This is a genomic window from Streptomyces sp. S07_1.15 (assembly GCF_020739505.1).
GTDB classification, from domain to species: domain Bacteria; phylum Actinomycetota; class Actinomycetes; order Streptomycetales; family Streptomycetaceae; genus Streptomyces; species Streptomyces xinghaiensis.
In genome coordinates this window covers 1,569,794-1,591,495 of record NZ_JAJBZK010000001.1, presented here as the reverse complement: position 1 = coordinate 1,591,495, position 21,702 = coordinate 1,569,794, and the positions used below count along the sequence as shown (strand labels likewise).

Here is a 21,702-nt window from a genome sequence, read left to right as displayed (position 1 = left end):
ATACTCACACGGTGTTCCTGACCATCGGCACCACCGGCACCCCGGACCGCCCCGCGACCGACCTCGGCTTCCTGCTGCACAAGCACCCCGACCGGGCGCAGGCGTTCCCCACCTCCCACGGCACGGCGCACGTCCTCTACCCCGAGGCGTCCGCCGAGCGCTGCACGGCCGCGCTGCTGCTGGAGGTGGATCCGGTCGCGCTGGTGCGCCGCGGCAGGGGACGGGACCGCGGCTCGTCCCCCGACGGCGCGCTCGCCCAGTACGTCAACGACCGCCCGTACGCGGCCTCTTCGCTGCTCGCCGTCGCCCTCGGCAAGGTCTTCGCCAGTGCGCTCAAGGGCCGCTGCGACGCCCGGCCGGAGCTGCCGGGGCGGGCTCTGCCGCTGCGGATCGAGGTCCCGGCGCTCTCGGCGCGGGGCGGACCGGCGCTCGTACGGCGCCTGTTCGAGCCGCTGGGCTGGACCGTCACCGCCGAGCCGGTGCCCCTGGACGACCGGTTCCCCGAGTGGGGCGACTCCCGCTACGTCCGGCTGGTGCTGGAAGGCGAGCGGCAACTGCCGGACGCGCTGCGCCAGTTGTACGTCCTGCTGCCGGTCCTCGACGACGCCAAGCACTACTGGGTCGCCCCCGACGAGGTGGACAAGCTGCTCCGCTCCGGCGCGGGCTGGCTGCCGGACCACCCGGAGCGCGAGCTGATCGCGGGCCGCTATCTGACCCGCCGCCGCGGCCTGGCCCGGCAGGCGCTGGAACGGCTGGCCCTGGCCCGGCTCGCGGAGGCGGACGACGCCGAGCCGGAGGAGTTCGACAACGCCGTGGAGGACGACGGGCCGGAGGAGGCAGGACCGGAGGGTGCCGGGGAGGCTCGCGAGGGCGGCGCCGGTGCCGGGGGTGCGGTGCGTGCGGTGCGTGCGGTGAGCGCGTCGAGCGCGGAGGCCCGCACGGCCGGCCGGGCCGGGGACCCCGCCGACGCCGGGGAGAGCCATGCGGGTGCGGGCACCGGCTCCGGAACCGGTGCGGGCGAGCACGGCACCGGCGGTGCCGCTTCCGGTGCCCTTCCCGCTTCCGGTGCGGGCGCCGCCGGGCGTACCACCGCCGGTGCCGCTTCCGCTGCCGTCGAGGGCGCCGGCGAGCGGCCCCCGGTGCCCCTGGCCGTACGGCGGCGCGAGGCGATCGCCGCGGCACTGCGCGACTGCGGCGCGGCCCGGGTGCTCGACCTGGGCTGCGGCCAGGGCCAGTTGGTGGCCGCACTGCTGTCCGACCCCCGGTTCACGGAGATCGTCGGCATGGACGTGTCCCCGCGCGCCCTGCAGGCCGCCGCGCGCCGGCTGCGGCTGGAACGGATGGGCGAGCGCCAAGCCGGACGCGTCAAGCTGATCCAGGGGTCCCTCGCGTACACCGACAACCGGCTGCGCGGCTATGACGCGGCCGTGCTCAGCGAGGTTGTGGAGCACGTCGACCCGCCGCGGCTGCCCGCCCTGGAACACGCGGTGTTCGGGGCGGCCCGGCCGCGGACCGTCGTCGTCACCACGCCCAACGCCGAGTACAACGTGCGCTGGGAGAGCCTCCCCGCCGGACGGCTCCGCCACCACGACCACCGCTTCGAGTGGGACCGGGCCGCGTTCCGCGACTGGGCGCGGCGGGTGGCGGGACGGTACGGCTACGAGGTCGCGTTCGCACCCGTGGGCCCGGACGACCCGGAGGTGGGCCCGCCCACCCAGCTCGCCCGGTTCACCCGGTCCGTTGCCGTACCGGAGCGGACGGGGCGGACGGGGCGGCGGGCGGCAACCCCGGCGGACGCGGACACGGCCTCCGGCGCCACGACCCCGGTGACCTCCGGCAGCACGGCCCCGGCCCCCGCGGCCACCCCCACTTCCACCACCCCGAAGGAGGCGACGACGGCATGACCGACGAGCAGCCCCGCGAAACCGCCGCCCCCGCCGGCCCCGCGCGCCGCGGCCGCACTCTCTCCGTCACCGACCTCTCCCTCGTGGTCCTCATCGGCGCCACCGGCTCCGGCAAGTCCACCTTCGCGGCACGGCACTTCAAGCCCACCGAGGTCATTTCCTCCGACTTCTGCCGCGGCCTGGTCAGCGACGACGAGAACGACCAGACCGCCAGCCGCGACGCCTTCGACGTGCTGCACTACATCGCGGGCAAGCGGCTTGCCGCCGGGCGGCTCACGGTCGTCGACGCCACCAGCGTCCAGTCCGAGAGCCGCCGGCAGCTGATCGCGCTGGCGCGGGAGCACGACGTGCTGCCGATCGCCGTCGTTCTCGACGTCCCCGAGCGGATCTGCGCCGAACGGAACGCCGCCCGCCCCGACCGGGCCGGTACGCCCCGCCATGTCGTCCAGCGCCACCAGCGGGAACTGCGCCGCTCGCTGCGCCACCTGGAACGCGAGGGCTTCCGCACGGTGCACATCCTGCGCGGCCCCGAGGAGATCGACGCGGCCGAGATCGTCCGCGAGCGCCGCTACAACGATCTGCGCCACCTCACCGGCCCGTTCGACATCATCGGCGACATCCACGGCTGCCGCTCCGAACTGGAGACCCTGCTCGGCCGGCTCGGCTACGCGCTGCGGTACGACGAGGCGGGCCGCCCGGCCGGGGCGGCGCACCCCGGGGGCCGTACCGCCGTGTTCGTCGGCGACCTCGTCGACCGCGGCCCGGACAGCCCCGGAGTGCTCCGTCTGGTGATGAACATGGTGGAGGCGGGCACCGCGCTCTGCGTGCCCGGCAACCACGAGAACAAGCTGGGCCGGTACCTCAAGGGCCGCAACGTCCGCGTCTCGCACGGACTCGCCGAGACCGTGGCCCAGCTGGAGAAGGAGGACGACGCCTTCCGGGCGCGGGTGCGGGCGTTCATCGACGGGCTCGTCAGCCACTACGTCCTCGACGGGGGCGGTCTCGTCGTCTGCCACGCCGGGCTGCCCGAGAAGTACCACGGCCGCACCTCCGGCCGGGTCCGCTCGCACGCCCTCTACGGCGAAACCACCGGCGAGACCGACGAGTTCGGGCTGCCCGTCCGCTACCCGTGGGCGGAGGACTACCGGGGCCGCGCCGCCGTCGTCTACGGCCACACCCCCGTGCCCCGCGCCTCCTGGCTCAACAACACCCTCTGCCTCGACACCGGCTGCGTCTTCGGCGGGCGGATGACGGCGCTGCGCTGGCCCGAGCGCGAGCTGGTGGACGTACCGGCCGAGCGGGTCTGGTACGAGCCGGTGAAGCCGCTGGACAGCGGGGCACCGGGCGGGGCCGGGGGCCGCCCGCTCGACCTCGGTGACGTCACCGGCCGCCGCGTGATCGAGACCCGGCACCACGGCCGGGTCGCGGTCCGCGAGGAGAACGCCGCGGCCGCCCTGGAGGTGATGAGCCGCTTCGCGCCGGCCCCGGAGCTGGTGCCGTATCTGCCGCCGACCATGGCGCCCTGCGCGACCTCCGCCGAGGAGGGGTATCTGGAACACCCGGCCGAGGCCTTCGCCGGCTACCGCGCCGACGGCGTACGCGAGGTGATGTGCCAGGAGAAGCACATGGGTTCGCGCGCCGTGGCCCTCGTCTGCCGGGACGCGGAGACGGCGGCGGAACGCTTCGGCGTGCCGGAGGACGGGGTGCCCGGCGCGATCTGCACCCGCACCGGCAGGCCGTTCCTCGACGACCCCGCCCTGACCCGGCGCATCCTCGCGCGGCTGGCGGAATGCGCGGAGACCGCCGGGCTCTGGGCCGAACTGGACACCCCCTGGCTGCTGCTGGACGCCGAGCTGATGCCGTGGTCGCTGAAGGCGGCCGGTCTGCTGCGCCACCAGTACGCGGCGGTGGGCGCGGCCTCGCGCGCCGTCTTCCCCGGAGTCCTGGACGCCCTGGAAGCGGCGGCGGCGCGGGGCGCCGGGGCGCCCGGTCTGCTGGACCGGCAGCGGGAGCGGCTGGCGGACGCGGAGGCGTTCACCGCGGCCTACCGCCGCTACTGCTGGCCGGTGGGGGACCCGGCCCGGCCCTGGCCGGGAGCGGCGGCCGAGTCCGGGGAGTCCGGCGGGGCGGACGGGGCCGACGCGCTCGCCGGGGCCGGCGGTTCCGGTGTGCGCGGGAAGGCGGAGAACGGTGGCTGCCGTGCCGAGGGCGGCCCGGAGACGGACGGTCTGGACGGCATCCGGCTGGCACCGTTCCAGCTGCTCGCCGCCGAGGGACGCAACCTCGCCACCGAGCCGCACGATGTCCAACTCGCCTGGATCGACCGGCTGATCGAGGCGGAGGCCGCGATGGCCGCGCGGGCGGGAGCGGGGCGGCCGGTGGCGGACACGGCGGCGGAGGGAACCAGGGCCCGCGCGGCGACGGCTTCCGGCGGGCCGGGGGACGGGGAGCCGTCCTCCGGGCAGGGCGGCGAGGAGGAGCCGTCCTCCGGGCCCCGCCCGATGCGCGTCAACCGGCTGCTCCACCCCACCCGCCGGCTGCTGGTGGACACCGCCGACGAGGCATCGGTCGCCGCCGGGGTCCGGTGGTGGCTGGAGCTCACCGGGGCGGGCGGCGAGGGCATGGTCGTCAAACCGCTGCGGCCATTGGCGCGGGACGGCCGGGGCCGCCTCGTCCAGCCGGGCGTCAAGGTGCGCGGCCGGGAGTATCTGCGCATCGTCTACGGCCCCGAGTACACCCGGCCGGAGAACCTGGAGCGGCTGCGCGCCCGGCACCTCGGCCACAAGCGGTCCCTCGCGCTGCGCGAGTACGCCCTCGGGGTGGAGGCGCTGGACCGGCTGGCCGGCGGTGAACCGCTGTGGCGGGTGCACGAGGCGGTCTTCGCGGTGCTCGCCCTGGAGTCGGAGCCGGTCGACCCGAGGCTCTGACCGTTCCGGGGGCCGGGGCCGGGGCCCACCGGGGGTGGCCGGCCCCCGGTGGGCCCCGGCCGCGGTCCGGGATCCGCTTCCGGTGCCGCCACGCCCTCGTTCCGGTCCGGCCCCGCCCCCGCCCCGCGTCCCACCAGCCGGCGCCCCGCCCGGCGCCGTGTCCGTCCCGGCCCGTCCGCGATCCGGGCACACTCCGACCGAACCGTCACAGGGGAGACACCACCGCATGCAGAGGCCACCATCGCCCGCCGGAGCGGCCCGGACCGACGGGTCGCCCGTCCGGATCGGCGCTCTCGTCCCGCTCACCCGGCCCGGCTGGGTGGAGGCGGGCCGCCATCTGCTGGCCGGACTCGAGCTGGCCGTTCGCGACGTCAATGACGCCGGCGGGATCGCCGGGACGCCTCTTGAGCTGGTGGTCCGGGACACCGCGGCCGATCCGCGGCGGGCCGCGGCGGCCGTGGACGAACTCGCCCGCCTGGGTGTGGCCGCCCTGGCGGGGGAGTATCACAGCGTCGCCGCTCGCGCCGCCGCCGCCCGGGCGGACGCCCTCGGTCTGCCGTTCCTCTGCTCGTCGGCGGTTCTCGACGCGCTCACCGACCGGCCGACGGAATGGGTCGCGCGCCTCGCCCCGGCGCAGTCCCACGGCTGGAGGATCTACGCGGACTTCCTCCTCGGCGCCGGCCACCGCCGGATCGCCGTGGCGGCCGAGCCGAGCGTCTACTGGGCATCCGGGGCCCGCGTCCTGCGGGACCACCTCGCTCCCCGCGGCGGCACCACCGTCGAACTGGACATGCGTGCGCTCACCCCCACTGCCCTGTGCGACGAACTCGCCGGCCATGGCGCGACAGCCCTCCTTCTCCTGGTCGGAACCCCGGAGCCGGCGGTGCCGATCGTCAGGGCCGTCCGCCGCGACCAGCGCCTCGCCGGGGTCGTGATCGGTGCTCCGGCCGGGCAGCCGGAGTTCCCCGCATGGGCGGCGTCGCTGGGCCACGACGGCGCCGCGATCCCGTTCCTGCGCTATCTGCCCGAGCGCCTCGGCCCGCTCGGCGCACGCGTCGGGACGGCCCTCCGCGAGCGGCTGGCCGAAGCGCCGTCCTTCGTCGCCTTCGAGGGCTACGACACGGTCGCCGTCCTCGCCGAGGTGCTGCGTGCTCACGGCGCGGACCGGGAGCGCACCGCCGAGGCCTGGCCGCGTGTGGAGGCGGAGGGCACCCGCGGGCGGATCCGGTTCTCCCGCACGCCGGGGATCGGCGTGTGGCAATGGGCCTGGGCGCCGGTCCAGGTCGCCGACCGGGACCCGGCGGACCCCGGCCGCTTCCGGATCCGTCACACCGGCTGAGAGGGCACACAGGTCCGGCTGCCGGGATCCGTCCGAACTCGGGGCCGTCCACCGGTCCCTGTGCGGACGCGGGCTCCCGGCTCCGCGTCCGGAAGCTCCGCCGCCGCACCGCGCCCCCGCCCCGGTTCGCACGGCAGTGCGACACTCCGTGGCCCCGGAGGGGGTGGTACGGGCGCCGGCGGCCCGCCTCGGCCAGGATGGAGGCATGGCGTTCCATGTGGATTCCGAGGCCGGGCGGCTCCGCCGCGTCATCCTGCACCGTCCCGGCAGGGAGCTGAAACGGCTCACTCCCGGCAACAAGGACACCCTGCTCTTCGACGAACTGCTCTGGGTGAGCCGTGCGCAGGAGGAGCACGACGGGTTCGCGGAGGTGCTGCGCGAACGCGGCGTGGAGGTCCACCTGTTCGAGGAGTTGTTGGGTGAGAGCCTCGACATCCCGCAGGCCCGGGAGATGGTCCTCGACCGCACCTTCGACGAACGGGAGTACGGGCCGCTGGCCACCGGGCATCTGCGCGGGCTGTTCGAGGAATTGCCCGGCCCTGAGCTGGCCCAGGCGCTGATCGGCGGGGTGACCAAATGGGAGTTCCTGGAGCGGTACGCCGAGCCGGCCTCGGTCCGCTTCCATGTGATGGACCCGGACGACTTCCTGATCGCGCCCCTGCCCAACCACCTCTTCACCCGGGACGCCTCGGCCTGGATCTACGACGGGGTGGCGATCAACGCGATGCGCTGGCCGGCCCGGCAGCGCGAGACCGTGCACTTCGCCGCCGTCTACCGGCACCACCCGCTCTTCCGCGGCGACCGCGCGGGCGGCTTCCGCGTCTGGTCGGAGGGCGAGGGCGACCACCCCTCCACCATCGAGGGCGGTGACGTGCTCGTCCTCGGCAACGGAGCGGTTCTGGTCGGGATGAGCGAGCGGACCACGCCGCAGGCGGTGGAGATGCTGGCGCGCGGCCTGTTCGCGGCCGGCTCCGCCCGTACGATCGTGGCGCTCGACATGCCCAAGGGCCGGGCCTTCATGCACCTGGACACGGTGATGACCATGGTCGACGGCGACACCTTCACCCAGTACGCGGGCCTGGGCATGCTCCGCTCGTACACCATCGAACCGGGCGCGGAGGTGCAGGACCTCAAGGTCACCGACCATCCGCCGGAGCACATGCACCGGGCCGTCGCGGCGGCGCTGGGGCTGGACCGCATCCGGGTCCTCACCGCGGTCCAGGACGTGCACGCGGCCGAGCGCGAGCAGTGGGACGACGCCTGCAACGTCCTCGCCGTGGAGCCGGGGGTCGTGGTCGCGTACGAGCGGAACTCCACCACCAACGCGTACCTGCGCGACCAGGGGGTCGAGGTCATCGAGATCCCCGGCAGCGAACTGGGGCGGGGGAGGGGCGGGCCGCGCTGCATGAGCTGCCCGGTCGAGCGGGACCCGGTGCGGCGGTGACGGTCCCGGCGGGGCGGGGCGGGCGCTCCGCCGCACCGGGACCCGGGGCTCCGCGATCACTTGGGACGGATCACCCTGGCTGCGTATAGCGATGCGGTGTACCGTATAGTCTTCCATCGCGCCGGACGGCGCCCGCCACCCCACCATCGTCAGTGACCGAGGAGCTTCCCCATGGCGACAGACCTCACGGGCCGCCACTTCCTCAAGGAGCTGGACTTCAGCGCCGAGGAATTCCGCCATCTCCTGGCGCTGGCAGCGGAGTTGAAGGCCGACAAGCGGGCCGGCACCGAGACGCCGTCCCTCCGGGGCCGCAACATCGCGCTGATCTTCGAGAAGACCTCGACCCGCACCCGCTGCGCCTTCGAGGTCGCCGCCGCCGACCAGGGCGCCTCGACGACCTATCTGGACCCCTCCGGCTCGCAGATCGGGCACAAGGAATCGGTCAAGGACACCGCCCGGGTGCTCGGCCGGATGTTCGACGGCATCGAGTACCGGGGCCACGGACAGGAAGCCGTCGAGGAGCTCGCCGCGCACGCCGGGGTCCCCGTCTTCAACGGCCTGACGGACGAGTGGCACCCCACCCAGATGCTCGCCGACACCCTCACCATGACCGAGCACAGCCCCAAGCCGCTGCACGAGATCGCCTACGCCTACCTCGGCGACGCCCGCTGCAACATGGGCAACTCCTACCTCGTCACGGGCGCGCTGCTCGGCATGGACGTCCGGATCGTGGCCCCCCGGTCCCTCTGGCCGTCCGAGGAGGTCGTGGCGGAGGCGGAACGGCTCGCCGCGGGCAGCGGAGCCCGTATCACGCTCACCGAGGAGATCACGGAGGGCGTGCGCGGCGCGGACTTCGTGGCCACCGACGTCTGGGTGTCCATGGGCGAGCCCAAGGAGGTCTGGGACGAGCGGATCGCGCTGCTGAGCCCGTACGCCGTGACATCGGACGTCCTCGCCGCGACCGGCAACCCGGACGTCAAGTTCCTGCACTGCCTGCCCGCCTACCACGACCTGGGGACCGAGGTCGCCCGCGAGATCCACGAGCAGTACGGCCTGACCTCGCTCGAAGTCACCGACGAGGTCTTCGAGTCCGACCGCTCCGTCGTCTTCGACGAGGCCGAGAACCGCATGCACACCATCAAGGCCGTACTGGTCGCCACCATGGCGGGTCTGAAGTAGGCACAGCCGGCCCCGCCGGGAGGCGGGCAGCGGGCAGCGGTGACAGCGACGGCGGCCCCCTGTCCCTGAGCCGCCGTTGAAGCCGCGCCGCCGCCTGTCAGCTCTCCCAGGCCGGACGGTCCGTGCCCCAGATGCCGGGCGGGCGGCTCCAGTTGGCGGGCGTGCCCGCGTACCCGAGGGGCGGGAGGGCGTGGCGGAGCGTGCCGACGGGGGAGGCGGTCTCCGTCAGCCAGGGCCCGGGCTCGTACGGGGCACCGTCCAAGGGCGCCGGGCGGATGCCGTGCAGCAGCCAGGAGGCGGTGCCCGCGAGGGAGAGCCGCAGATGGCGGCCGGCCCCCGTCGTCCGGCGGTCGGTCAGCGCGCGCAGGACCGCCGCCGCGAGCAGATACCCGGTGCCGTGGTCCAGCGCCTGCGCGGGCAGCACGCCGGGCCGGCCGTCGTCACCGGCGGCCTCGGCCGCGGCGATGCCGCACGCCGCCTGGACGAGGCTGTCGAAGCCGCGCCGCCCCGCCCACGGCCCGGACGGGTCCCAGGCGCGGAGCTGGGCGAGGATGAGGCCGGGGCGGCGCTCGGACAGCGCCTCCGGCGACAGCCCGTACCGGTCGAGCGCTCCGGGCCGGTAGCCGGTGATCAGGACGTCGGCCGAGGCGAGCAGCTGCTCGAAGGTCCCCCGCCCGCCCGGGGCGGAGAGATCGAGCAGCGTCGAGCGCTTGCCCATGCCGGTGTCGGCGTGGGCGTCCGCGAACTCCCGGACGCCGGGCGGGTCCACGCGCAGGACGTCGGCCCCCAGCAGGGCGAGGACGCGGGTGGCCACGGGGCCGGCGATGACCCGGGTCAGGTCCAGGACCCGGACGCCGGACGCCGGCAGCGGCGCCGGCGGCAGATCCCGTGCCGGCTCCGCACCGGCCGTCCGCGTCCCGGTGATCTGTGTCCCGACGAGCGGGTGGACGGCCGGTGCCGGCCCGGTGGCGACGGCCACGGCCAGGCCGCCCGCCGCGTAGACGGTCTCCTGCACCTCCCGGGCCGGGCGCGAGGCCACTTCGGCCGCCAGCGCCGCGGCTGCCGCTCGGTCGTCGGCGGAGCCGTCGATGCCCAGGGCGGTCAGCAACCGGGCACGGTGGTGCGGGTAGTTGGCGTGCGTCCGCACCCAGCCGTCGGCCGCCCGCCAGAAGCCGGACAGCGGTGCGAAGGTGACCGGTGCCCGCCCGTCGATCCGCAGATGGCGCTCGCTGACGAACGCCGTGGCCACCGCCCCCTCGTGCACCCGCACCTCCGGCAGCGGTGTGGCGTTGCGCGCCGCCAGCAGCTCGGCGGCGGCCAGCGAGCAGACGCCCACCGTCGCCCGCGCCAGCTCCCGCACCGGCAGCCGGGCCGGGAGCACACCCTCCGTCCCGGTGAAGGAGACCTGGCCGGCGAGGTCCTCCGGGCCGCCGAGTGCGGCCCAGGCGTCCGCGGTCGCGGCGTCGATGTGCCTTGTCATCCGGCCATGGTGCGGCAGGAGCCCGCGCCGGGGGACCGTCCGGAGACGGACATCACACCCGCCGTGGCCGGCCGCCGTCACCGGTCACTTCCGGCCAACCCCCGTATACAGACCTTGGGAATGGCACAAGGGGGCAGACGAATCCGAACAAGCCGCCTCCGAGAAGCGGAAAGGGCGCGCGGCCATGCGGAACACGCGAAGCATGCGGAAGCTGACGCAAAGACTCGAACAACACCTCGGGGCCCAGGCGCTCCTCATCCTGCTGGTGGCGTGGCCCGCGCTCGCGTTCACCGGCCGGGAGTCCTGGTCCGGCTCCTTCGCGCGCGCCGCGGTGTTCGCGGCCGTGGGCACGGCCGTTCTGGCGTTCGACCGGCGCCGGGACGGCAGGGCCGCCGGGCTGAGCGAGGCCGACACGGCGGACCTCGACCGGAGGCTCCGCCACGGCGAGATCCCCCGGCGCCGGCGGGAGCGGGTGGCCATGTACCGGCTGCTGGTCCACCGCCGCCACCGGATGCGCCACGCCTGGATCGCCCTGCCCGCGCTGGCCGTGGGCATCGCGACGGCCCTCGCCGTCATCGTCAAGGGCGCCGTCGGAGCGGGCCTCTTCCTGCTCGCCGTCCTGGTATGCGTCACCGCCGTCGGCGCCTGGGGCAGCCACCGCCAGCTCACCCGCCTCCGCCGCCTGGAGGAATCCCTGGTCCGCGAGCGTGAACGCGAACGGGAGCGTGAACGCGAGAGCGAACGGCGCCGCGCCCGCGTCCACGCCTCCGCGGGTGCCTGACAGCCACGGGCCCGCCGCCGTCACATCACCGCAGGACGACGCGGACGCCCCGCTCCTCGCCGCGGCACCGGGCTTTCGACGCGGTCCGCTCACGCCTCCCGGCCGCGGCAACCGGGTACAGGCCGTCAGCCCGCAGGCCCTCCGCCGGCCCGTTCCCCGTGCCGCTCCTCCGCCTGGGCGATCGTCCACGCGGCGTTGACCAGGCCGATGTGGCTGAAGGCCTGGGGGAAGTTGCCCAGCGGCTGGCCCGTGTCCGGGGCGGCCTGCTCGGCGAGGAGGCCGAGGTCGTTGGCGTGCGCGGCGGCCCGTTCGAAGGTGGCGCGGGCCTCGGCCGTGCGTCCGGCCACCGCCTGGGCCTGGGCGAGCCAGAAGGTGCACAGCAGGAAGCTGCCCTCCCGCCCGGCCAGCCCGTCGGCGCCGGTGACGCCGGCGGCCGTGCGGTAGCGCCGTACGAGGCCCCGGCTGTCCGTGAGGTGGGCGGTGACGGCGTCGAGGGTGGCCAGGAAACGCGGGTCGTCGGCGGGCAGGAAGCCGGTGAGGGGCAGCATGAGGGCGGAGGCGTCCAGGGCGTCGCTGCCGAAGGACTGCGTGTAGGCGCCGACCGCCGGGTTCCAGCCCTGGCCGAGGATCGCGGCGCGGATCTCCTCGCGGGTCCGGCGCCATGCCGCGGCGTGCCCGGTGGCGCGCAGCAGCGGCGCGAGCCGCACGGCGCGGTCGAGCGCCACCCAGCACATGAGCTTGGAGTACAGGAAGTGCCGCGCCTCGCCGCGGGTCTCCCAGATGCCGTGGTCCGGGTGGCGCCACGCCTCGGCGGCGGTGTCGGCCAGGCCGGTGAGGAAGGAGCGCAGTGCCGGCCCGGAGCCGAGCTGGTCCTCGAAGCGGGCCGCGGTGTCGAGGAGTTCGCCGTAGACGTCCAGCTGCGGCTGGTTCCAGGCGCCGTTGCCGACGCGCACGGGCCGGCTGCGGCGCCAGCCGGCCAGATGCGGCAGCTCTCGTTCGCTCAGGTCGTGCTCGCCGCCGATGCCGTACATGATCTGCAGGTGGGAGCGGGTCCAGCCGGTGGCCGCGGCGCCGGTCATGAAGGCGAAGAACTCGTCCGCCTCGTCCGGGCAGGCGGCCACCCACAGGGCGTCCATGGTGAAGGCGGCGTCCCGCACCCAGGCGTAGCGGTAGTCCCAGTTCCGCACCCCGCCGGGCTCCTCGGGCAGCGAGGTGGTCGCCGCGGCCACGATCGCCCCGGTGGGCTGGTAGGAGAGGGCCTGGAGGATCCGGCCGGAGTGGTGCACCTGCTCCTTCCAGGGGCCGGAGTAGCTCTGGTGCATCCGTGACCACCGCTGCCAGGCCGTGACGGTGTCCTCCAGCTGCCGGGCGAGGTCGTCCTGGCTCCACACCCGCGGGTCCGGGCCGCCGGACGGGGCCCACTGCAGGGCGAAGCGGAGCGTCCGCCCCGCCCGTACCCGTACGGTGCCGTGGGCCGCGCCGGCGGCCCGGGTGAGAGGGACCGGGCTGGTCAGGGCGAAGTCGGCGGGGCCGCCGCGGGCCCGGAACCCGCCCTCGCACTCCGACAGCAGCGGGACGACCAGGCCGTACTCCGGGCGCGGCCGGAAGTCCACGGTCAGCTCGGCGGAGCCGCGGGAGCAGTGCACCGAACGGATCAGCAGGTGCGGGGCCCGTTCCCCGAGCCGGTGCGGGTCCTCGCCGGGGCCGGTGGCCAGGGCGTCGGTGAGGACGACCGTGCCGGTGGGCGTGGTGAACTCGGTCCGCAGGACCATGCTGTCCGCCACGTACCGGCGGGTGACGCGGCTGTCACCCGCCGGACGGATCGTCCAGCTGCCGGCGCGTTCGTCGAGGAGGGCGGCGAAGACGGCGGGGCTGTCGAAGCGGGGGAAGCAGAGCCAGTCGACCGCACCCGTGCGGCCGACCAGGGCCGCGCTGTGCCGGTCGGACAGCAGCCCGTAGTCCCCGATCGGGGTCCCCGCCCCCTTGGCGCGGGATCGCGCTGCCATCACGCCCGGCCCTCCGGTTCCTCTGCGGCGACGACGCTGTGCCGGAACAACGCCCCGCGGACGCGGTCCGCCGGACGGTATCGACGGCCGTCCCGAACGGTTCCGGGTGGTCCCGGGCGGTCCCGGGCGGCCCGGGCGGCCCCGGTCCGCGTCCGGCCCGGTCGTCCGCTCGCCCGCCGGGCCGGGTGGCGGGCACCACCCTGCCACGCGCCGGGCCGTGCCGCCGGACTGTCCGCGCGGACCCGCCGGGTGACGGAGTTCCCGTCCGCCCGGCCGGGAAACCCCCCGCCACCAGCGGTGACGGGACGGCGCCGAGCGGTCCGCCGCCCCGTGCCCCACCGGTGGAGACCACCCCGGCGGCGCAGTCCGGCAGGCACCCGCCGACACCCCCGGCACCCCTGTCACAGCAACCGCACACACGCGCTAATGTGCGCGCGTGAGCCTTTCTGTCGTCTTAGGTTTCGGGCCCGCCGGGGCAGCCACCGCACGGCTGCTGGCCGATCAGGGGCATTCCGTACGAGTCATCAGCAAGTCGGGCCGAAGTCCGGAGCCCGGTATCGAACACGTCGCGCTGGACGCGACGGACAGCGGGCGGCTGACCGAGGCCGCCCGGGGAGCGGACGCGATCTACAGCTGCGCCGCACCGCCCTACCCGCGCTGGTCGAGCGACTGGCCGCCGCTGGCCTCCTCGATCCACACGGCGGCCGAGGCGACCGGGGCCGTCCTGGTCATGCTCGGCAACCTCTACGGCTACGGCCCCGTGGACGGCCCCCTCACCGAGGACCTGCCGCTCGCGGCGACCGGCCCCAAGGGCCGCGTCCGCGCCACCGTGTGGGAGCAGACCCGGCACCTGCACGAACAGGGCCGCATCCGGGCCGTCGAGGTGCGCCCCTCGGACTTCTTCGGTCCCGGCGTGACCGACGGCGGGCACCTCGCCGGGCGCGTCATGCCCCGGCTGCTGCGCGGCAAGCCGGTCTCCACGCTCGGCGACCCGGACGCCCCGCACAGCTGGAGCTACGTCCCCGACGTGGCGCGGGCGCTCGTCGAGGTCGCGGGCGAGGAACGGGCCTGGGGTCGCGCCTGGCACGTTCCGACGGCGCCCCCGCGGTCCGTCCGGGAGATGACCGACCGCCTCGCCGCCCGGGCCGGGACGGGGCCGGTCGCCGTGCGCGGCCTGCCGCCGGCCGTGCTGGGCATCGCGTCGCTCTTCTCCCCGATGCTGCGCGAACTGAAGGAGATCCGCTACCAGTTCGACCGCCCGTTCGTCATCGACGCGAGCGCCTACGAAGCCGCCTTCACGGTGCGGCCCACCCCCCTCGACGAACAGGTCGGGGCGACGGTGGACTGGTGGCGCGAGCGCCTGGCGGCCTCCCGGTGACGGCCGCGACCGCGAAGGAACCCCCCGTGGGCTTACCGGGAGCACGGCGCGACGACATCGCGGTCGTGGGCATGGCCTGCCGGTTCCCCGGAGCGGAGAACGTCAACCGGTACTGGCAACTCCTCATGGACCCGCGGGCGCAGTTCTCCACCGTCCCGGACTCCCGGTGGCGCGCCGCCGCCTTCCTCCGCGACGACTTCCGCGACACCTCCTCGGCGTACACCGACACCATGGCGCTGCTGCCGGACATCGGCCACTTCGACGCCGTGCACTACGGCATCCCGCCGCGGCGGGCCCGGGCGATGGACCCCCAGCACCGGCTGCTCATCGACCTCGCCCGGGAGGCCGTCCAGGACGCGGGCTGGGAGGCCGAGGGCTTCGACCGCGAGGAGACCTCGGTGATCACGGCACTCACCGAGAGCGGCTACCGCGGGCTCAGCACCCTGCAGATCCGGATGCGCCAGCTCGCCGGCGGCGAGTTCGGGGCGCGGGCGGACGGTCCCGGCTGGGCCGGCACGGTCCGCGGCGTCAGCGGCCTGCACGGCACCTCCGTGGCCGGGCTGCTGCTCAACATGGGCCCGAACACGATCAGTTCGGTCCTCGATCTGCACGGCGAGAGCTACGCCCTGGACTCGGCGTGCTCCGGCGGGCTCATGGCCGTGGCCAACGCCGTGTACGCCCTGCGCGCCGGCCGGTGCCGTATCGCCCTCGCGGGCGGCGCCCAACTGCACGTCACCCCGGACCTGCTGGTGGGGCTGTGCCGGATCGGCGCCATCTCGCGCACCGGCAGATGCCTGCCGTTCGGCGCGGAGGCCGACGGCTTCGTCCTCGGGGAGGGCGCCGGGGTCCTGGTGCTGCGCCCCCTGTCCGACGCGCTGGCGGCCGGCGACCGGGTCTACGCGGTGATCCGGGGCGTGGGCACGGCCAACGACGGGACCGTGCAGGGCGGTCTGCACCCCGAGGCGGCCGGCCAGCTCCGGGCGCTCCGCCGGGCCTACCGCGACGCGGACCTGGCCCCGGACGCGGTGGGCTATCTGGAGGCGCACGGCACCGGGACCACGGTCGGCGATCCCGTCGAGGTCGGCGTCCTGCGCGAGCTGCGCGGGGAAGAGGCCGCGCCCGCCTACCTCGGCGCGGTGAAGGCGGTGGTCGGGCACTCGCTCAACGCCGCCGGCATCGCCGGGCTCGTCAAGGCCGTCCTGGCCGTGCACCGGGGGGTGATACCGCCGCAGCCGGAGTTCGGCCCGGCGGACCGCTCCGGGCTCGACGCCGCACGGCTGACCGTCCCGGCGGAACCGTCCCCGTGGCCGGGGTCCGGGCAGCCGCGCCGGGCGGGGGTGAGCGCCTTCGGCTTCGGCGGCACCGGGGTCCATCTGGTGGTGGAGGAGTGCGGCGCGGCAGCGGCCCGCCCCGCACCGGACGGCACACCACCGGACGGCACACCACCGGACGGCACGGCACCCGGCGAGGGCCCGCACCTGCTGGTGCTCAGCGCCCGTGACCGCGCCGGACTGGCCCGGCACGCAAGGGAGTTGGCGCAGATCATCGACGACGACCGGCCGCCGCCGGCCGGAGTGGCGGACACCCTGGCCCGCCGGACCCTCTTCGCGGAGCGGCTCGCCCTGGTGGTGGAGGACGCCGCCGACGCCGCCGCCAAGCTGACCGAGGCGGCCGGGGCCGTGGCGGCGGGGCGGACCGGAAACCTCGGCCCGGGGCTGGTGGCCGGTACGGCGCGGCCGACCGGTGACACACTGCCGGAGGTCGCGGTGCCGGCGCCGGGCTCGCTGTCCGCCGCAGCACGCGCGGCGGTGCTGGCACGGCTCGCGGAGCGCGTGACCGCCGGTGCGGACCTCCGCCCGGCGCGGGAGCGCATACCCCCGTACACCCTGCCACCGAGCCCGCTCGCCCCGCGCCACCACTGGGTGGTGGACGAGTCGGCCCGCGAGGACGGGGACCCGCCGCACACCGCCGGGGTGCCGGCCGACGGCGGCGCCGCGCACGGCGCTGCTGAGGTGGGTGGCCGTCTCCCGCATGCCGCTGCCGAGCCGGCGGACGGGGGCACCTCCCACCCCGTCAGGGCAGTGGACGGGGGCACCTCCCACGCCGTCAGGGCAGTGGCAGTGGGGGAGGGCCGCCCCGCCCCTCCGGACCCGCCCGGGCCGGCGCCCGTCACGGCGCACCCCGGCGCCGCATCCGCCGCGGCGTCCCTCGTCTTCGAGGAGGTCTCGCGCACCAGCGTCTTCCCCGTCTCCGACCTGAGCGAGCGGACAGTGCTGGTGACCGACCTCGGCTTCGACTCCCTGATGCTGCAGGAGCTGGAGGTCGGCATCGGCAAGCGGATACCCGGCTTCCGCACCGACGAGATCTTCTCGCCGGACCTCACCATCGCGCGGCTGATCGCGCTCGTCGCCCCGCACGTCACGCGGCCGCCCGCGCCCGGGGGACTGCTGCCCGGTGAGACACCGGCGGACCGGTCCGCGGGCACCGCCCGCGTCGACGACTTCCCGGAGGTGCGGGAGTTCGAGACGCGGCTGAGCGCGATCAAGGGCAGCGGCGCGGACTTCCCGTACTTCCGCGTACACGAGGGCAACATCCGCGACAGGACCGTCATCGGCGACCGGGAGTACCTGTCCTTCGGCAGCTACAACTACCTGGGACTCTCCGGCCATCCGGCGGTCACCGAGGCCGCGCGGCAAGCGGTGGAGCGGTACGGGACCTCGGTCTCCGCGAGCCGGGTCCTCTCCGGCGAACGGGACCTGACCGTACGCCTGGAGCGGGCGCTCGCGGACTTCCTCGGCGTGGACGACTGCCTGGCGCTGGTGAGCGGCCACGCCACCAACGTCACCGCGATCGGGCATCTCCTCGGCCCGAGGGACCTCGTACTCCACGACGAGCTGGCCCACGACAGCATCCTGCAGGGCTGCGCGCTGTCCGGGGCGGCGCGGCGCCCGTTCCCCCACAACGACACCGGCCGGCTGGAGCACCTGCTGCGGCTCAACCGCTCCCGGTTCCGGCGGGTCCTGATCGTCGTCGAGGGCGCCTACAGCATGGACGGCGACCTGGCCGACCTGCCCGCCGTGATCGGGCTGAAGAAGCGCTACGGCGCCCTGCTGATGGTCGACGAGGCGCACAGCATCGGCACGGTGGGCGAACTCGGCCGTGGTGTGGGGGAGTTCTTCGGCGCCGACCGGTCCGACGTGGATCTGTGGATGGGCACCCTCTCGAAGGCCTTCGCGAGCTGCGGCGGCTACCTCGGCGGCTCGGCCCGGATGGTGCGGTGGCTGCGCCACACGCTGCCCGGCTTCGTCTACAGCGTCGGCCTGACCCCGGCCAACGCGGCCGCGGCCCTGGCCGCCACCGAGCTGATCAGCGCCGAACCCCACCGGGTGCGCGCCCTGCGGCGGAACGCGGAGCTGTTCCTCGGCCTGGCCTCCTCGGCCGGCCTGGCGACGGGCTCCAGCGCCCACACGCCGATCGTGCCGTGCCTCCTCGGCGACTCGGCGCGGACCCTGCGCGTCGCGGACCGGCTGTTCGACCGGGGTGTCGTCGCCGACCCGATCTTCCACCCCGCGGTGGAGGAGGGGCTCGCGCGGCTGCGCTTCTTCGTCACCAGCGAACACCGGGAGGAGGACATCGGACGGGCCGTGTCGGTCCTGGCCGAGGAGGTGGCGGCCGCCGGGGGATGAGGGGGACGGGCGGGACAAGGGGCGCATCTCAGATCAGGGTGCGTTCGATCCGGTCGAGCGTGGCGTCCTCCCCGGACCCCCCGCTCTCCCCGGCGGCCCCCGCCCGGGCCCGGGGCGCGCCGCGCCGTCCCCTGGTGCTGCCCACCTGCTGGGAGAGCAGATAGGCGATGATCTCCGCCTCCTGTTCCTGCACGTCGTCGTAGGTCGCGCGCAGGAGCATGTCGCGCACGAGGTCGGGGTCGAGGTTGGGGAAGAGGAGGCGGGCGCTCGCCTCGTCCAGCCAGCCCGCCCCGCGATGGCAGCAGATGATGTGGCCCAGCTCGTGCAAGATGATGTGCTCCCGATGCGCGCTGGTCGTGTTGGCGTCGTAGAAGATCAGATCCTCGTCGCGCGCGGCGACCCACATGCCGCACGGGTGCGACGCGGGCATCTGCATCGGGACCACCGTGATGGGACGCTCGCGGATCTCGCCGAGGTAGCGGCAGAGCTCGGCCACGTCGGCCACCTTCGGCAGGTCCAGCTCGGCCAGCCGCCGCGCGCCCTCCTTGCGGAGCCGCTTGAGCCGGCTGCGGCGGTCCTGGCCGGCCGGCTGCGCCTTTCTGCCGCTCATCACCGGCCGCCGCCTCTCACTTCTGCTCCGAGGGGCCGGCGGCATCGGGGTCGGGATCGGCGACGGGCGGAAGGCCCTGCAACTGCCGGTACTGGTCCATGATGGCCGTGATGGCCTGGAGGTTCTCCTTCTTCATCCCGGCGGCCCGCATCGCCACGGAGCGGACCCCCGCCTGCCGCAGCGCCTCGATGGCGGCGACCTCGCTGAGCACCGACTCGGCGACCTCGTCGTCGAAGAAATAGGCCACCGACACGCCGAAGAAGCGTGCCAGGGCGGCCAGCAGGTCCGGGGAGGGGTTGGAGCGCTTGCCCGTCCGCAACTGCGAGAGGTACACGCCCCCGACGCGGAGTTCGGGGCTGGCCCGCTTCAGCTCGTCCGCCACCTCGGCGTTCGTCCAGTGTCTGCCCTTGGGGCGAACCGTCTTGAAGAGCTGGTCCAGACGCACTGCCAGCACGGGCCGCTCGTCGGTCTCGGACATTCCCAATCTCCCTCCCGCCACCTCCTCGGACTTGCTCTCAGCTAACCGTCAGTTTCCCAGATTAGCGGCCAGTTGACAATCTGACGGTACTGCGCCAACGTGGACCCCGGCCGATAGCTGGCAGCTAATTCGCTTACGGGGGAAGCGAGTTGGGTGCCGGCCGCGTCGGCCCGGCCCGGGACGGGGGATCGAACCGGGCCGGGCCGGGCGGGTCGTATCCGCCCGGCCCGCGGGAAACACGGGGGAACGGGGAGGCCCGCCCGGTCTGCAGGGGGCAGACCGGGCGGCCCCCCTCAGCTCTCCCTTTCCGGAACCGGGTCAGCCGCCCTGCCGAGCCTGCGGTAGGCGGACGCGACCTTGGTGAGCCAGACGATCTCGGCGGTGAGGTTGTCCGTGTCGCGGTCCTCGAAATCGCCGCCGGTGTCCTTGTTGTCATCGGGGATGGTGCCGGTGCGCTTGGCCTGCAGCGCCTGCCGGATCTGCGCCGCCTCGGCGAACGCCTGCCGGGACTCCTCGCTCGCCCCGGGACCCGCCCCGCCCGCGCGGTTCGAGGCCCGGTCGATATAGGGGCGCAGGTCCCGCCAGCCGTCGCGTATCTCCACCACCCGCCGGTGGAGGCGGTAGTTGAGATCGGAGACGGAGGCGGCCCCGGACGGCTCCAGAACGATGTCCGGAGAGGACTCGTACAGATCCCGCCACAGCGGATACAGCACCCGGTACGACCGGTAACTGCGCGCCCACTCCACCAGCTTGGCGACCGACCCGCCCCAGGACGGGATGGTCAGGCTGAGGGAGAGGACGAGGATGCCCGCAGCGCTGAAGATGTTGGAGGCGAGCTGCCAGACGCCGATGTCCACCCCGGCCGCGGCGGTGAGGATGTTGACCGTCCGCGCCAGGCAGTAGAGGAAGAGGACCACCGCGGCGACGCGGAGCATCCGCAGGGCCTGCCGCAGCGAGTCATTGTCGGTCATCCGCGCGTAACGGCCGCACTGGCGGAAGATCGTCACGCACGGGATCGCCTGGGAGACGATGAAGAACAGAAGATAGGTGAGCACCAGCGGCCGGCCGCTGCCGGTGTTGAAGTCCGACGCCGGCCGGCCGGGCCCGTCGGCGACGAAGAACAGCGCGATCAGCAGCGCGTTCAGCGCGATACCGGCCACCAGCCACAAGCGGGTCTTCCAGACCGCCTCCTCGGCGTCGGTCGCCCAGCGCAGCAGGATGATCTGCGCGCTGACGCAGAAGGCCACCGCCGACACGTGCATCACCAGGATCGCGAGGTTGCCGACGCCCAGGAAACTGTCGCTCCCCATGGCGACGGCACCCATCGTGAAGGTGAGGCACTGGAGGAGCAGCGTGACCATCAGCGTGCGGTAGGTGGTGTCCCGCCAGCTGCGCCTCACCTGGAACAGCCGGTAGGCGAGCGCGGCGTAGGACGAGACCGCCGCGATGACGAAGCAGAGGATTCTGATGCTGTTCACTGCCTGGCCTGATCCCCCGGTTGGTGCCGCGCGGCGCGCGGCCGGACTGGTCGGACGGACTAGTCGGTGGTCCCGTCTCCGGGCTCCCCCGCGGGAACCGTGAGCCCGATGCCTTCGGCGGCCACGGCGACGGCGTAGTCGAAGAACGCGGACTCGTCCCGCACGCTGTCGTGGGTGCGGCTGAAGACCTGGAACACCAGGAGGCCGATCAGGCTGCTCCACAGCACGATGCCGCGCTCGATGATGTCCGAGAACGGAGCCGGCGGCGTGCCGCCGAAGACCTGCACGGCCTCCGGCAGGAGCAGCGGCGGCCCGGGCACCTCCCGGCGGGGCGGGGCGAGTTCACCGGCCTCCAGCGCCGACCGCACGATCCCGGCCAGTACGGCGGGGGTGCGCGAGGCGGGCGGGACGGTGTCCTGCGGGGCGTGGTAGTCCGGCACGGGGGAGCCGTAGATCAGCGTGAATTCGCCGGGGTTGTCGAAGGACCACCGCCGCAGCGCCCGCGTCACCGCGAGGAGCCGCGCGCCCGCCGGCGCCCCGGCCTCCCGGGCGGCCTGGTCTGCCCGCTCCATCGCGGCGGCGGAGTTGTTGTAGGCGTCGATGACGAGCGCGGTGAGGAGATCGTCCCGATGCGGGAAGACGGCCTCCACCTCGGCGACGGCGAGGCCGCCCTCCCGGGCGACGGCCTCCGGGGACAGCCCTGCGGCGCCCAGTTTCACCAGTAACCGGCGCGCGGTGGCCTTGACGGCCTCGGACGGTCCGCTGTTCTCATCTTCGGTCACGCTTGATCCGGAAACTCCCATGGCCAAACCGTAGCGGTCGGTGACCGTGGTCAGAAGTGCCGCCGCCCCCGCATACGGGCCGTGCGCTGTGATCCGGCCACATCCTGTCCGAAGGGCGACCCGTGCCGGTTCTCTGGGGGGTTGGTGGGGGCCCGGGCGCACCCTGCGCCGCACCGCGCTCGAGCCTGCGCGGACGGTGGCGCCGGATCCTGCGCATCGCGCGACGGCGC

Annotated in this window: 14 protein-coding genes; 8 read left to right on the top strand and 6 right to left on the bottom strand. The window is 74.7% G+C overall.

The genetic code is table 11. The features are described 5' to 3' along the window. The first annotated feature begins 11 nt into the window (after positions 1–11). The 5 genes from LIX60_RS06675 (at position 12) to argF (ending at position 8,793) form a co-directional block, all read left to right on the top strand. Entirely contained in the window at positions 12–1,904 is a 1,893-nt protein-coding gene (locus LIX60_RS06675; protein WP_227957632.1) for a 3' terminal RNA ribose 2'-O-methyltransferase Hen1, read from the top strand. After that, the gene (locus tag LIX60_RS06670; protein WP_227957631.1) at positions 1,901–4,831 is read left to right on the top strand and encodes a polynucleotide kinase-phosphatase; all 2,931 of its coding nucleotides are present in this window, start codon (positions 1,901–1,903) and stop codon (positions 4,829–4,831) included. Before LIX60_RS06675 ends, LIX60_RS06670 begins: the two co-directional genes overlap by 4 nt. Positions 4,832–5,057: 226 nt before the next feature. Continuing rightward, a complete protein-coding gene (locus tag LIX60_RS06665; protein ID WP_227957630.1) occupies positions 5,058–6,170 on the top strand; it encodes an ABC transporter substrate-binding protein in 1,113 nt (370 codons plus the stop codon). Positions 6,171–6,375: 205 nt separating this feature from the next. Beyond that, positions 6,376–7,614 carry an arginine deiminase gene (locus tag LIX60_RS06660; RefSeq protein WP_227957629.1) on the top strand — a complete coding sequence of 413 codons (1,239 nt, stop codon included), beginning with the start codon at positions 6,376–6,378 and terminating at the stop codon, positions 7,612–7,614. Between the two features lie 171 nt (positions 7,615–7,785). Next, complete coding sequence (gene argF / locus LIX60_RS06655; RefSeq protein ID WP_227957628.1) at positions 7,786–8,793, top strand: ornithine carbamoyltransferase; 1,008 nt, start codon at positions 7,786–7,788, stop codon at positions 8,791–8,793. A gap of 97 nt (positions 8,794–8,890) precedes the next feature. Here argF and LIX60_RS06650 read toward each other — a convergent pair whose 3' ends face one another. Then, on the bottom strand, positions 8,891–10,273 hold the full coding sequence (locus LIX60_RS06650; RefSeq protein WP_227957627.1) for a CoA transferase: 1,383 nt from the start codon (positions 10,271–10,273) through the stop codon (positions 8,891–8,893). Between the two features lie 202 nt (positions 10,274–10,475). On the opposite strand from LIX60_RS06650, the gene LIX60_RS06645 reads away from it, so the two are divergent. Next, entirely contained in the window at positions 10,476–11,054 is a 579-nt protein-coding gene (locus tag LIX60_RS06645; protein ID WP_227957626.1) for a hypothetical protein, read from the top strand. Between the two features lie 125 nt (positions 11,055–11,179). Here LIX60_RS06645 and LIX60_RS06640 read toward each other — a convergent pair whose 3' ends face one another. Further along, entirely contained in the window at positions 11,180–13,060 is a 1,881-nt protein-coding gene (locus tag LIX60_RS06640; RefSeq protein ID WP_227957625.1) for a glycoside hydrolase family 15 protein, read from the bottom strand. Between the two features lie 436 nt (positions 13,061–13,496). On the opposite strand from LIX60_RS06640, the gene LIX60_RS06635 reads away from it, so the two are divergent. Next, a complete protein-coding gene (locus tag LIX60_RS06635; protein ID WP_227957624.1) occupies positions 13,497–14,438 on the top strand; it encodes an NAD-dependent epimerase/dehydratase family protein in 942 nt (313 codons plus the stop codon). 26 nt (positions 14,439–14,464) lie between these two features. Continuing rightward, positions 14,465–18,124, top strand: a complete 3,660-nt coding sequence (locus LIX60_RS06630) for an aminotransferase class I/II-fold pyridoxal phosphate-dependent enzyme (protein ID WP_227957623.1) — start codon at positions 14,465–14,467, stop codon at positions 18,122–18,124. Positions 18,125–18,152: 28 nt separating this feature from the next. Here LIX60_RS06630 and LIX60_RS06625 read toward each other — a convergent pair whose 3' ends face one another. The 4 genes from LIX60_RS06625 to LIX60_RS06610 form a co-directional block, all read right to left on the bottom strand. Further along, a complete protein-coding gene (locus tag LIX60_RS06625; RefSeq protein ID WP_227957622.1) occupies positions 18,153–18,734 on the bottom strand; it encodes a toxin in 582 nt (193 codons plus the stop codon). Positions 18,735–18,750: 16 nt separating this feature from the next. Continuing rightward, complete coding sequence (locus LIX60_RS06620; protein ID WP_227957621.1) at positions 18,751–19,212, bottom strand: helix-turn-helix domain-containing protein; 462 nt, start codon at positions 19,210–19,212, stop codon at positions 18,751–18,753. 293 nt (positions 19,213–19,505) lie between these two features. Next, entirely contained in the window at positions 19,506–20,690 is a 1,185-nt protein-coding gene (locus LIX60_RS06615) for an MAB_1171c family putative transporter (RefSeq protein ID WP_227957620.1), read from the bottom strand. Between the two features lie 59 nt (positions 20,691–20,749). Beyond that, positions 20,750–21,493 (bottom strand): TetR-like C-terminal domain-containing protein, encoded by a 744-nt coding sequence (locus LIX60_RS06610; RefSeq protein WP_227957619.1) that lies wholly within the window; start codon positions 21,491–21,493, stop codon positions 20,750–20,752. Positions 21,494–21,702: the final 209 nt, after the last annotated feature.

Excerpts from the sequence above, each read along its gene's own strand:
- LIX60_RS06670 (WP_227957631.1), top strand. The coding sequence starts at position 1,901 with ATGACCGACGAGCAGCCCCGCGAAACCGCCGCCCCCGCCGGCCCCGCG.
- LIX60_RS06665 (WP_227957630.1), top strand. The coding sequence starts at position 5,058 with ATGCAGAGGCCACCATCGCCCGCCGGAGCGGCCCGGACCGACGGGTCG.
- LIX60_RS06660 (WP_227957629.1), top strand. The coding sequence starts at position 6,376 with ATGGCGTTCCATGTGGATTCCGAGGCCGGGCGGCTCCGCCGCGTCATC.
- argF (WP_227957628.1), top strand. The coding sequence starts at position 7,786 with ATGGCGACAGACCTCACGGGCCGCCACTTCCTCAAGGAGCTGGACTTC.
- LIX60_RS06650 (WP_227957627.1), bottom strand. The coding sequence starts at position 10,273 with ATGACAAGGCACATCGACGCCGCGACCGCGGACGCCTGGGCCGCACTC.
- LIX60_RS06645 (WP_227957626.1), top strand. The coding sequence starts at position 10,476 with ATGCGGAAGCTGACGCAAAGACTCGAACAACACCTCGGGGCCCAGGCG.
- LIX60_RS06640 (WP_227957625.1), bottom strand. The coding sequence starts at position 13,060 with ATGGCAGCGCGATCCCGCGCCAAGGGGGCGGGGACCCCGATCGGGGAC.
- LIX60_RS06625 (WP_227957622.1), bottom strand. The coding sequence starts at position 18,734 with ATGAGCGGCAGAAAGGCGCAGCCGGCCGGCCAGGACCGCCGCAGCCGG.
- LIX60_RS06620 (WP_227957621.1), bottom strand. The coding sequence starts at position 19,212 with ATGTCCGAGACCGACGAGCGGCCCGTGCTGGCAGTGCGTCTGGACCAG.
- LIX60_RS06610 (WP_227957619.1), bottom strand. The coding sequence starts at position 21,493 with ATGGGAGTTTCCGGATCAAGCGTGACCGAAGATGAGAACAGCGGACCG.